The organism is Pseudosulfitobacter sp. DSM 107133, assembly GCF_022788695.1.
Taxonomy (GTDB): Bacteria; Pseudomonadota; Alphaproteobacteria; order Rhodobacterales; family Rhodobacteraceae; genus Pseudosulfitobacter.
Map to the genome: position 1 here is coordinate 3,423,868 of NZ_CP085154.1, position 12,033 is coordinate 3,435,900.

Here is a 12,033-nt window from a genome sequence, read left to right on the forward strand (position 1 = left end):
GTCAGTACCTGATCCTTGGGTCGAAGAATGAATAAGAGATATCAACCAGCAGGTTGACCATCACATAGATGCCCGCCGTCAGCAGGATCATCGCCTGGATCACCGGATAGTCGCGCGCCAGAATGGCATCGACGGTCAACCGCCCGATGCCGGGGATGTTGAACACGCTTTCGGTCACCACCACGCCCGAGATCAGCAGCGCGAAACCGGTGCCGATGATCGTCAGGATCGGCACGGCGGCGTTGCGCAGCGCGTGGCGGAACAGCACGACGTTTTCACGCACACCCTTGGCGCGGGCGGTGCGGATATAGTCTTCGCCCAGCACTTCCAGCATCGAGGCGCGGGTCATCCGTGCAATCAGCGCGATATAGATCGTGGCCAGCGTCAGCGACGGCAGGATCGCGCGGCTGAAGAAAGCGCCGAACCCTTCCGAGGGGGCCTTGTACCCCTGCACCGGCACCCAGCGCAGGTCGATCGCAAAGATCTGGATCAGGATATAGCCGATCACAAAGACCGGCACCGAAAAGCCCAGAACCGAAAAGGACATGACCAGAAAATCGACCCATGTGCGGTGACGCCATGCGGCAATCACGCCCATCGGCACGGCCAGCAGGACCGAAATCACGATGGTCATCAGCGCGATGTTGATGGTCGGCCCCAGCCGGGCCCCGACCATTCCGGCCACCGAAGTGTTCGACAACAGCGACGTGCCCAGATCGCCCCGCGCCAACTGTCCCATCCATGTCATGAATTGCGTCAGCAGCGGGTCGTTCAGACCCAGACTGTCGCGGATGCGTTCAAGTTGCGCAGGCGTGGCCGCATCTCCGGCAAGGATCGCAGCCGGATCACCCGGCGTCAGGCGCAGCAGCAGGAACACGAAAATGGCGACAATCACCATCACCGGGATCGTGGCCAGCACGCGCTTAAGTATATAGACGAACATGCGGGATGCTCCTTGGGGTTGGTCGGGCGGGATGCGTCAGGCGCACGATGTAACAAGGAAAGGGGCGCACGCTGCCGCGCGCCCCTTGGTTGCGCTTATTCAGCTTCTTTGGTCACGTTCCAGAACACCGGCACCGGGGAGGGCAGCATGTTCTGGATGGTGTTCCGACGCGCCTGCGGGATCAGGTATTCGCCCATCATGAAATAGTTGACGTTCGTCATGACGTGTTCCTGGATTTTCTCCGCGACCTCTTTTTGCGCGGCGGCATCAGGGGCGGCCACAAAGGCTGCACGCAGCTCTTCGATCTCGGGGTCTGTCGGCCAGCCGAACCATGCGTCATCCCCGCGCCCGTTGACCATCACGTTGATCAGCGGATCAGAGATTTCCGGCACCATCCAGTTGGTGAAGAACAGGTTCCAGCCGCCTTCGCTGACCGGGTTCTGTTGGGCGCGACGTTGCACAACCGACTGCCAGTCCATGGATTGCAGATCGACCTCAAAGCCCGCTTCGCGCAGGGCTTGCGCCGCCACAACGGGCTGGTTGATCAGGCTGACCACATCGGTCGGCGCCATCAACGTGATGGGGGTCCCGTCATAGCCTGCCTCTTTCAGCAGCGCCTGAGCCTTTTCGATGTTGGCCCCACCGGTCAGGTCCTCGGACCCGGCTTCGCTGCCCAGCGGAGTCGAGCAACCGAAGATCGCACCACAGACGTTATAGTATTCGGGATCGCCCTGCATGGTCGCCAGCATCGATTCCTGATCCAGCGCGGCCATGGCCGCCTGACGGATCAACTGGTTGTCGAAGGGTGGCAGCAGGAAGTTGGGGCGGCCCACGGCGACATAGCCCAACTGGTCACGCTTTTCGACGGTGACATCGGGATTCGCGCTGAGGATCGGCAGCAGGTCGATCTGCACCTGCTCAAGATAGTCGATTTCGCCAGCCGACAGCGCGTTGATCGCGGTCAGCGAGTCGGGCATCGTGGTCCATACGACCTTGTCGACGTTCACGACCTTGCCGCCCGCCATCCAAGATGCGGGTTCGGAACGTGGCACATAGTCGTCGAATTTCTCGTAAGTGACCGACACGCCGGGTTCATATTCTTCGGCATTAAAGACGAAGGGACCGGAACCGATATATTCGGTGATGGTCTCGTCGGGCGACGTCGCCGCGACACGCGCCGGCATGATGAACGGCGGCACCGCCGACTGTTTGGAGATCACGTCCAGCAGGGGCGCGAAAGGTTCGCTCAGGGTCCAGACGACAGTTTTGTCATCCGTCGCTTCAAGGCTGTCGGTCACGTCAAAGATCAACTGCCCGCCCGAGTCGCGCTTGCCCCAACGGTTCAGCGAGGCAACAACATCGGCACCGGTCACAGGCGCGCCATCGTGGAACAGCAGACCGTCGCGCAGCGTAAAGGTATAGACCAGACCGTCGTCCGATACTTCCCAGCTTGCCATTTGCGGCTGCGGGGCAAAGTTTTCGTCCACGGCTGTCAGCACGTCATAGATCATATAGGCGTGGTCGCGCGTAATGTGCGCAGTGGTGATAACCGGATCAAGCACCCGCAGGCCCGAATGCATGACGGCTGTCAGCGTTTTTTCGTCGTCTTGTGCCAGCAAGGCACCGGGGGCCATCAGGGCGGTGCCAGCCGCCAAAGCCGCAGCAAGGCCGCGCGTGGTTTTCATAGCAGATCTTAAAGTCAGCATTTTGGATTCCCTTGTTGGATTTCGTTTGGTGATTTTAGATCGCGGCACCCGTTCTGCCGTGATCGGGGCGCGCCGTTTCGGCGCTTGCGGTCTTGAAAACGGGACCGTTGGGGCACAGCCGCAATCCGTCGCGCAGCCGCGTGAACGGCAGATCGGCAGGATTGAACGGCATCGGACCGGGCGCACAGGCCACGATGATTTCGCGTGCGATGGGTGCAAAATCGGCCCGGAAATGAGTTGAACTCTTGACCACCAGAATCGCCTGATCCTCGGGGGTGACACCGGCAAAGCGGAACATCTCGCGGTCGGCCATCTGGGCAATGCGGCTGGTGACCACCACCCGCACGCCGCCGATGCGCAGGCAGGCAGAGGGGCCAAGGTTCAGGTGCGTGCCACCGTAGTAGGGGCCTGTCGCATGAACCTTGCCGTCGGACAGGCACTCGACCAGTGCGTCAGTCTCGACCGCTGCGATGTCGGGCAGGGCGGGATGGCCGCCGATGCAAAACCGGGCTGTTGTCCCTTTCCCAGACGCATGTGCCAGCCGCACGGTTTCGGGATCAACGATCAGCCCGATCGCTGCATTCTGTGCATTCGCATCTATCAACGCGCGCAACAGCCCCGTCGTGGCCGAGACACCGCCCGCACCGGGATTGTCCTGCGTGTCGGCTATGACAACAGGACCGTCCCCGCCTGCCGCGGCTTGCGCATAGGCCACCGCGGCGTCCGGCAGGAACGTAACGTTGTCGAAATCAGCCTCGGCGGCCTCGTAGGCGGCGGCGATGGCATCGGCGGCGTGGTCAGCGGCCTGTTGTGTGGTGGCAAATGCGATGGCACAGGGGCCGCAATCGGGAATATCCGCCGCCGGGAACCCCATGAACAGCGAAGCCGTCAACACGCCATCCACCTCGACCGCGTCCAGCCCCGCATACAGCCCGCGCGCAGGGTGCATATCGGTGGTCTGAAACGGGATCGGCACCAGATAGGACATGTGCCGGAACGCCTTGGCCGGACGCACGCCCGTGCGCATCAACCTGTCCAGCAAACCCGCGGCCGTCGCCCCCGTGGCGGCCATATCCACATGCGGATAGGTGCGAAAACCCACCAGAACATCGACCGCATCCACACTGGCCTGTGAGATATTGCCATGCAGGTCCAGCGCAACGGCAATCGGCACATCCGGCCCCACGACCGCCCGGACGCGGCGCAGAATTTCACCTTCGCCGTCATCATGGTGTTCAGCGACCATCGCGCCGTGAAGATCAAGAAACACGCCGTCCAGCGGCCCCGCCGCCCCTATGCCCTGCACGATCTCTGCAAGGATCTGTTCAAACGCATCCTGCGTCACATGCGCGGACGGAATGGCACCCGCCCAAAGCACCGGAACCACGTCCCAACCCAGCGCTGCCGCCGTCGAGAACGCGCCGGAAATGCCAAGGTTCACCCCATGAACGGCCCCGGCCATATCCGCCCCGCGCACCAACGGGACATAGCCCCCGCCCTCCAGAAACGCGGTCATATCCGCCGGGTCGGGTGCGAAGGTATTCGTTTCGTGAAGAAAGCCAGCCAAGGCAACTTTCATGGAAACTCCATTGTTTTGCGAAACCGGCGCCTGAAGGGGAAGGGTTTTCGCGGTGTATTGCAGAACGATACATATATATCGTACCACAACCATAAGAGCGATTCTCCACGCACGTCAACAAGAGGTATTTGATGCCCGGCATTCTCAGATCGGATTCACCCAAAGCGACCAATTTTCATGCAGACGAAGACCGGCTGTTTGTCCGCTCTGCGGCGCGCGCCATGCAGGTGCTGGGCGCATTTCACCGCGCCGACGGTCCCCTTAGCTTGTCGCACATCGCCCAGCGCGCCGGCATCGACCGGTCGGCGGCGCAACGTCTGGTGCATACGCTGGTCAAATTGGGCTATATCCGGCGCAGCGCCGATGATCGGGGCTATTTGCCCGGGTTGCGCCTGCTGGACCACACGCTGGATGTACTGCGCATGGACCCCGTTGTGCAAAAGGCCACGCCGGTGCTGCTGGAACTGCGCAAAACCATTCCCGAACGTGTCGATCTAAGCCTGTTTGACGAAACCCGCCTGATCTATGCCCTGCGGATACAAAGCAAGCGCGAGACCTTTTTCGCCACCCTGGTCGGGCACAGCATTCCGACATTTTGCACCGCCGGCGGGCGCGCTGTATTGTCGGCGCTGCCCGACGACGCGGCACGCGACATTATCCTGCGCACACCATTGCAGCCCTACACGTCGAAAACCCGGACCGAACCGGATGAAATCATCGACAGTATCAGCACGGCCCGCCGCAATGGTTACGCGATGGTCACCGAGGAATATGTGCTGGGCGAGGTTGCGATCGGGGTCGCCATTACCGGGCGTGATGGCAGGCCGCTTGGCGCGATCCATGTTGCCGCATCGCTGGCGGAATGGACACCCGAGGAATTTGTGCGCCAATCCGCACCCGTCGCAATCGAGGCCGCCCGCGCCATTGTGGGCAGCTTGTAGTACACTCAAGGGTTGAGAATACTGTCGTTTTATTTCAGCGGTTTAGTAAGAATTTTGGAAACTATGGCGCGACACCTGCATTCCCTTGCTTGACAGCCACAGGTAAATCACGAATGCATGGCGCACGTTGGTTCCTGTTTTTACAGGCGAAGAGGGAATGCGATACGCCCACGGCCCGAAAGGGGCGCAGGCAAAGCGCTGCCGCCCCCGCGACCGTGACCGGATAGATCTGCTGACCACTGGCCTGATAGCTGGGAAGGTGGTGGATCGCTGGGCCAAGCGCCCAAAATCCGCAAGCCGGGAGACCTGCCAGCGTAGTTTGTAACGGGCGAACGGGGTGTTTCGCGACCGGCGATGGACGCTGTTCGCATGTCGTTCCCTGCTGGCCTTCCCCTGTTTCGCCATTGAAATACGAGGGAAGACATGACGCGCGCAAAAGACCCGGTTACCGTCACCATATGCACGACCTGCAAGGCAGGACAGATCGACACCGGTGAAGGGCTGCGCCCCGGCCAGCGTCTGTTCGATGCATTGTCTGACACGCTGCCCGACGGCGTGCGCCTGCGGGGTGCCGAATGTCTTTCGGCCTGTTCGCGCGGCTGTTCGCTGATCCTGTCAGGTGGCGCCGACCGCTGGACCTATGTCTACGGCGATCTTGACCCCGACACCCACCTTCCGGACATCCGCGACGGGATCGTGGCCTATGCCGCCACCGCCGACGGCATCGTGCCCTGGCGCGAACGCCCGCAGGTGTTCCGCAAACAATCCATTGCCCGCATTCCCCCACAGGAGCAGCCGCTATGAGCGACCTTACCAAAATCCCCGTCACCATTGTCACCGGCTTTCTGGGCGCGGGCAAAACCACACTGATCCGCCACCTGATGCAGAACCACGGCGGCAAACGTCTGGCGGTGCTGGTCAACGAATTTGGCACGGCGGGTGTGGATGGCGACATTCTGAAAACCTGCGCTGACGAGAATTGCCCCGCTGAAAACATTGTCGAGCTGGCCAACGGCTGCATCTGCTGCACGGTTGCCGACGACTTTATTCCCACCATCGAGGCGCTGATGGCCCTGCCCCGGACGCCCGATCACATCCTGATCGAAACCTCGGGGCTGGCATTGCCGAAACCGCTGTTGAAAGCCTTTGAATGGCCCGCAATCCGGTCGCGGATCACTGTGGACGGCGTGATTGCGCTGGCCGACGCCGAGGCTGTCGCCAAGGGACAGTTCGCCCCCGATCTGGATGCGGTACAGGCCCAACGCGAGGCCGACCAAAGCCTGGACCACGAGACGCCGTTGTCCGAAGTCTTTGAGGACCAGATCGCCTGCGCCGACATCGTGCTGCTGTCCAAGGCCGATCTGGCCGGCCCCGAAGGCGTCGCCGCCGCCCGCAGGGTGATCGAGGCGGAATCGCCGCGCAAGCTGCCCATTCTGGCGATGACTGACGGTGTGATCGACCCGCGCGTTGTGCTGGGTCTGGGGGCCGCTGCCGAAAACGATCTGGACGCTCGCCCCAGCCATCATGATGGCCATGACGACCACGAACATGACGATTTCGAAAGCATCGTGATCGACATGGGCGAAGTTGCGGATGTGGCAGCGCTGGAAGCGGCGATACTGCGCCTGGCACGCGAACATAACATCCTGCGGATCAAAGGGTATGTGGCCGTCGCGGGCAAGCCCATGCGGCTTTTGGTGCAGGCTGTCTGCGAACGCTTGCGCAGCCAGTTCGACCGTCCGTGGGGTGATGCGCCGCGCCGCAGTCAACTGGTGGTGATTGCCGAGCACGACAACATCAACCCCGCAGCCATCCGCGCTGTTCTGGGAGTCTGATACCCGATGCACGTCATCTTTCGCGAAAGCCACGGGCTGGACCAAAGCGCCATGCCGCAGGATCTGGGGCAAAGTCCGGCTGACCTGATCGTTCTGTCATTTTCCGACAGCGATCTGGGGGCTTTCGCGGCAGGTTGGCACCGTGCGCGGGGCGGATTGCCCCCCCTGCGGCTGGCCAATCTGGTGGCCTTGCAACACCCGCTGTCGGTCGACACCTACGCCGAACAGACCCTGCAAGGGGCCAGGGCCGTGCTGGTCCGCCTGATCGGCGGCGAAAGCTATTGGCCCTACGGTCTGGCCACGCTTCAGGACATGGCGCGCCGTCAGAACATCGCGCTGGCCGTGCTGCCCGCCGACGGGCGGCCCGATGCGCGGCTGGATGAACTGTCGACCCTGCCGGTATCGACCCTGCGGCGGCTACAACATTTGTGCGACACCGGCGGAGCGGTGGCGGCACAAGCGGCCCTTGCGCAGCTTGCATTGGCGGCAGAGCTGTATGCAGGCCCCGTTCAAGGGGCCAAAACCGTGCCGCAGGCCGGGTTCTATCGCCCGGACCTCGGCGTTGTCCCCGATCCCCAACGCAATGACCGCCCGTTGGCACTCGTTGCCTTTTATCGCTCTTATCTGACCGCCGCCGACACCGATCCGGTGGATGCGCTGATTGCGGCACTGGAAGCGCGCGGATTTCAAACCTTCGGCCTGTTCGCCCCCAGCCTCAAAGGCGACACGGCGCCGTGGATCGCGACGCAGATCGACCGCCTGAAACCCGCCATCATCATCAACGCCACTGCCTTTTCAGCGCAAAGCGGTGATGCCACGCCTTCACCCCTGAACGCCGCCGGTTGCCCTGTGGTGCAAGTGGCTCTGTCCACCGCGCGCAAACGGGATTGGCAGGATGGCGCACGCGGGTTGTCCCCCGCCGATCTGGCCATGCATGTGGTGTTGCCCGAAGTCGATGGCCGCCTGTTCGCGGGTGTCGTCAGTTTCAAACAACCCGGCAAACGCGACGATGCGCTGGAATACAGCCGCTTTGCCCACCGCGCCGATCCTGCGCGCGTCGCGGCAGTGGCCGACCGCGTGCTGGCGCTGCATCACCTGTCGACCCGCGCACCCGCGCAGAAAACATTGGGGCTGGTGCTGTCCACCTATCCCGGCAAGCCGTGGCAACTGGCCCATGCGGTCGGTCTGGACGCGCTGCAATCGGTCTGCACGCTGGCGGCCTCTCTGGAACAGGCGGGATATGACATTCGGGCCGCTGAGCTGGGCGATGCCACCGCTTTGGCGCAACGCTTGGACAGCCAGACGATCCGCTGGCCGCTGGCCGACTACCTCAGGGCGCTGAATACCCTGCCGCACGCGCTGCAAGACAACCTGAGCGCCGCTTGGGGCGCACCTGAGCACGACGCCACATTCACCGACGGCGCGTTCCACTTTCCCGCCTTCCTTGACGGCAAGGCCCTGATCGCGCTGCAACCCGAACGCGGCGCGGTCGCCCAGCGAGATGACGATTATCATGACCTGAGCCGCACACCACGCCACGGCTATGTCGCCTTTTACCTCTGGCTTCAGCAACAGGTGGACGCCGTGGTTCACATGGGCGCGCATGGCACGCTGGAATGGCTGCCCGGTAAATCCGTCGCCCTGTCGGACCACTGCTGGCCCGAGGCGCTGATCGGCAAGACACCTGTGTTCTACCCCTTTATCGTCAACGACCCCGGCGAGGCCGCGCAGGCCAAGCGCCGGATTGGCGCGGTCACCATCGGACACATGCCACCCCCGCTTGCCACCAGCCACCTGCCCGACACGCTGGGGCGGCTTGAAATGCTGCTGGACGAATATTCCACCGCCGACGGTCTGGACCCCGCCCGCCGCGACCGGCTGATTGCCGATATCCGCGCCGAAGCCCGGGGGCGCGGGGTCGAGGCCGATCTGGGACTGGATCAAGGCGCCAGCCCCGCCGAAGCGCTGACCCGAATCGACCGCTTTGTCTGCGACATCAAGGAAAGCCAGTACGGCGAAGGCCTGCATGTCTTTGGCACCGGCGATCATGGCAATGCGGAAATCGACGGCTTGCTGGCCGGGCTGGCAGGTCGGTTCGTGCCTCCGGGGCCGTCCGGCTCGCCCTATCGGGGCCGCAGCGACGTACTGCCGACAGGGCGCAACCTGTTCACCACCGACCCGCGTGCGGTGCCGTCGCGCGCGGCCCATGCACAGGGCGTGAAACTGGCCGAGGAGCTGCTGCGCAAGCATTTGCAGGATCAGGGTGACTGGCCCAAGGGGCTGGTGATCGACATGTGGGGCTCGGCCACGATCCGCACGGCGGGCGAGGAGTTTGCCATGGCCCTGCATCTGGCGGGCCTTGTGCCGCGCTGGGACGACAACAGCGAACGGGTGAACGGGTTTGAAATCCTGCCGCTGGCCCTGCTGAACCGGCCCCGTATTGACGTGACCCTGCGGGTGTCGGGCCTGTTCCGCGACATGTTTCCCGGTCTGGCCCAGATGTTCGAAACGGCGGCGGGCCGGCTGGCCGAGCGTGACGAGACGCTTGCAGACAATCCCTACCTCACCGCAACCCCGCGCGTGTTCGGCCCGCGTCCCGGCTCTTACGGGCTGGGGATCGGCAGCGACATCGAGGATTATTCCGACACCGCCCGCGAACAGGCCGGCGAAGCATGGCTGGCCGCCTCGTCCTATGCCATCGACGCGCAGGGCGACATCGCCTTTGCCCGCCCCGAACTTGAGGCTCAGCTGTCGCGGGCCGACAGCTTTGTGCATTTGCAGGACCTGCCGGAAACCGATGTGCTGATGGCCGCCGACTATGCCGCGCACGAGGCAGGCTTTGCCGCCGCGATGGCCCGCTTGGGCAAGGCCCCCGCGCTGTACCATCTGGACGCCATCCGCCCCGACGCCCCCCGCGCCCGCACCCTGACCGAGGAACTGGCCCGCGTCGTGCGCGCCCGCGCGGCCAACCCCGACTGGGCCACCGGCATGATGGCGCACGGGTTTCGCGGGGCTGCCGAGATTGCGGCGACAGTGGACCATCTGGCCGCATTTGCGCATCTGGCCGGCGTCGTGCCTGACCACCTGTTCGATCTGGTGTTCGAGGCAACCTTGGGCCGTGACGATCTGGTCGACTTCATGGAAACGGCCAACCCGCAGGCACTGGCGGCCTTGCGGACGCGGTTCGACGCGGTGAAGGACGCCGGGCTGTGGACATCGCGCCGCAACTCGATTCTGGCCCGGATGGGGGCAGAGGCATGAGCGCGCCGGATGTCTTTGGCTGGTGCCCCGGCGCCTTGCGACCGATGCAATCCGGCGACGGGCTTGTTGTGCGCCTGCGCGTGCCTTTGGGGCGGCTGACACCGGTACAGACCCGCGAGATTGCACAGCTGTCGCAGGCCTGCGGCAACGGCATGATCGACCTGTCGGCCCGTGCCAACCTGCAATTGCGCGGCGTGCAGGCGGACACCTATCCAGAGCTGATGGACGGGCTGCGCGCGCTTGACCTGATCGACGCAGATGTCGCCACGGAAGCCCGCCGCAACATCGTGCTGACTCCGTTCTGGGCGCAACAGGACGAAAGCCACCGCATCGCCCTGGACCTGCATGATGCGCTTGCACAGCCGGATGCGCCCGACCTGCCATCGAAATTCGGCTTTGCGGTGGATTGTGGCGATTCCCCCATGCTGTCGCAGGTCTCGGCAGACATTCGCATCGAGCGCGGGCACAAGGGGCTGATCTGCCGCGCCGACGGGGCCGAAGCGGGCTGTCCTGTCACCGCCGAAACGGCCGCGCAGGTGGCCCTGTCGCTGGCGCATTGGTTTGTGCAAACCGGCGGCGTCGTTGAAGGGCGCGGGCGTATGGCCGCACACATCGCACGCGTTGGCGCGCCACGCGATGCAACGATGCGACCCTTGCCTGCGACTGCGCAGGCACTCGTCGGCGCAACTGCGGCGGGTCGATTGGTCGGGCTGGCGTTCGGGCAAACCACCGCACAGGATTTCGCCCGTCTGGCAGAGGTTGGCCCCCTGCGGCTCACCCCCTGGCGCATGATCCTGATCGAAGGGGCCGCAGCCAGCGGCACCCTGCCCGGTTTCATCACCGCTCCGACAGACCCGCGCCGCAACATCAGCGTGTGCACCGGCGCGCCGGGCTGCCGTCAGGGGCTGTCGTCCACGCGCGACGTCGCCGCCGAAATCGCGCGTGCTCTGCCAGCCGCGCAAAACCGCAGCCTGCATATCTCGGGCTGTGCCAAGGGCTGCGCCCACCCGACACCCGCCGACATAACCCTGACCGCACAAAGCCAAGGCCGCTTTCACCTGATCCGCAACGGTCGCGCCTCGGACCGCCCCGAGGGCGCGAACCTGCGCCTTCCCGAACTTCTCAGCAGGATGCTTTAATGCCCCACACTTACGAAACCGATGGCGCGGCGATCTACGCCGAAAGCTTTGCCACCATCCGCGCCGAGGCCGATCTGGCCCGTTTCACGCCCGACGAGGAACGTGTTGCCGTGCGGATGATCCATGCCGCCGGAATGGTCGGGCTTGAGGAACATGTGCGCTTTTCCCCCGACATGGCCCGGATCGCCCGCGCGGCACTGGCCAATGGTGCGCCGATCCTGTGCGACGCGCATATGGTGTCCGAAGGGATCACCCGCACCCGACTGCCTGCTGACAACCAAATCATTTGCACCCTGCGTGATCCCAGCGTTCCCGCGCTGGCCCAAGAGATGCAAAACACCCGCTCTGCCGCCGCGCTGGAACTGTGGCGCCCGCATCTGGACGGCGCGCTGGTGGCCATCGGCAATGCGCCCACGGCGCTGTTTCACCTGCTGAACATGCTTGAAGACCCTGATTGCCCGCGCCCTGCGGCCATCATCGGCTGCCCTGTGGGATTTGTCGGCGCTGCGGAATCGAAAGACGCGCTGATGCAGGACCTGCCAGTGCCGTCGATGATCGTGCAGGGCCGTCTGGGCGGTTCGGCCATCACCGTCGCGGCGGTGAACGCCCTGGCAACCTGGAAGGAATAG

The 12,033-nt window shown here is 63.9% G+C and carries 9 protein-coding genes and 1 riboswitch; of the genes, 6 read left to right on the forward strand and 3 right to left on the reverse strand.

Annotation, left to right across the window (positions count from 1 at the left end; translation table 11 throughout):
• Window position 1: 1 nt before the first annotated feature.
• The 3 genes from DSM107133_RS17050 to DSM107133_RS17060 form a co-directional block, all read right to left on the reverse strand.
• Window positions 2-943 (reverse strand): ABC transporter permease, encoded by a 942-nt coding sequence (locus tag DSM107133_RS17050; protein ID WP_028957835.1) that lies wholly within the window; start codon window positions 941-943, stop codon window positions 2-4.
• 95 nt (window positions 944-1,038) lie between these two features.
• Window positions 1,039-2,628, reverse strand: a complete 1,590-nt coding sequence (locus DSM107133_RS17055) for an ABC transporter substrate-binding protein (RefSeq protein WP_240310582.1) — start codon at window positions 2,626-2,628, stop codon at window positions 1,039-1,041.
• Window positions 2,629-2,683: 55 nt separating this feature from the next.
• Window positions 2,684-4,228 (reverse strand): M81 family metallopeptidase, encoded by a 1,545-nt coding sequence (locus tag DSM107133_RS17060; RefSeq protein WP_114294242.1) that lies wholly within the window; start codon window positions 4,226-4,228, stop codon window positions 2,684-2,686.
• A 131-nt stretch (window positions 4,229-4,359) separates the two neighbouring features.
• Between DSM107133_RS17060 and DSM107133_RS17065 the strand changes: the two genes are divergently transcribed.
• The 6 genes from DSM107133_RS17065 (at window position 4,360) to DSM107133_RS17090 (ending at window position 12,033) form a co-directional block, all read left to right on the forward strand.
• Window positions 4,360-5,169 (forward strand): IclR family transcriptional regulator, encoded by an 810-nt coding sequence (locus DSM107133_RS17065; protein ID WP_114294240.1) that lies wholly within the window; start codon window positions 4,360-4,362, stop codon window positions 5,167-5,169.
• 111 nt (window positions 5,170-5,280) lie between these two features.
• A riboswitch (cobalamin riboswitch) is annotated at window positions 5,281-5,498 on the forward strand.
• 94 nt (window positions 5,499-5,592) lie between these two features.
• Complete coding sequence (locus tag DSM107133_RS17070) at window positions 5,593-5,973, forward strand: DUF1636 domain-containing protein (protein WP_114294239.1); 381 nt, start codon at window positions 5,593-5,595, stop codon at window positions 5,971-5,973.
• Entirely contained in the window at window positions 5,970-7,004 is a 1,035-nt protein-coding gene (gene cobW / locus DSM107133_RS17075; RefSeq protein ID WP_114294237.1) for a cobalamin biosynthesis protein CobW, read from the forward strand. Before DSM107133_RS17070 ends, cobW begins: the two co-directional genes overlap by 4 nt.
• A gap of 6 nt (window positions 7,005-7,010) precedes the next feature.
• Window positions 7,011-10,265: a cobaltochelatase subunit CobN gene (gene cobN / locus DSM107133_RS17080; protein ID WP_114294235.1), complete on the forward strand. Its 3,255-nt coding sequence runs from the start codon at window positions 7,011-7,013 to the stop codon at window positions 10,263-10,265.
• Entirely contained in the window at window positions 10,262-11,404 is a 1,143-nt protein-coding gene (gene cobG, locus DSM107133_RS17085; protein WP_114294233.1) for a precorrin-3B synthase, read from the forward strand. Before cobN ends, cobG begins: the two co-directional genes overlap by 4 nt.
• Entirely contained in the window at window positions 11,404-12,033 is a 630-nt protein-coding gene (locus DSM107133_RS17090) for a precorrin-8X methylmutase (protein ID WP_114294232.1), read from the forward strand. Before cobG ends, DSM107133_RS17090 begins: the two co-directional genes overlap by 1 nt.

Bases quoted from the DNA above. Each gene is read 5' to 3' on its own strand.
- DSM107133_RS17055 (WP_240310582.1), bottom strand. From the start codon at position 2,628: ATGAAAACCACGCGCGGCCTTGCTGCGGCTTTGGCGGCTGGCACCGCC.
- DSM107133_RS17070 (WP_114294239.1), top strand. From the start codon at position 5,593: ATGACGCGCGCAAAAGACCCGGTTACCGTCACCATATGCACGACCTGC.
- cobG (WP_114294233.1), top strand. From the start codon at position 10,262: ATGAGCGCGCCGGATGTCTTTGGCTGGTGCCCCGGCGCCTTGCGACCG.
- cobN (WP_114294235.1), top strand. From the start codon at position 7,011: ATGCACGTCATCTTTCGCGAAAGCCACGGGCTGGACCAAAGCGCCATG.
- DSM107133_RS17050 (WP_028957835.1), bottom strand. From the start codon at position 943: ATGTTCGTCTATATACTTAAGCGCGTGCTGGCCACGATCCCGGTGATG.
- DSM107133_RS17065 (WP_114294240.1), top strand. From the start codon at position 4,360: ATGCCCGGCATTCTCAGATCGGATTCACCCAAAGCGACCAATTTTCAT.
- DSM107133_RS17060 (WP_114294242.1), bottom strand. From the start codon at position 4,228: ATGAAAGTTGCCTTGGCTGGCTTTCTTCACGAAACGAATACCTTCGCA.
- DSM107133_RS17090 (WP_114294232.1), top strand. From the start codon at position 11,404: ATGCCCCACACTTACGAAACCGATGGCGCGGCGATCTACGCCGAAAGC.
- cobW (WP_114294237.1), top strand. From the start codon at position 5,970: ATGAGCGACCTTACCAAAATCCCCGTCACCATTGTCACCGGCTTTCTG.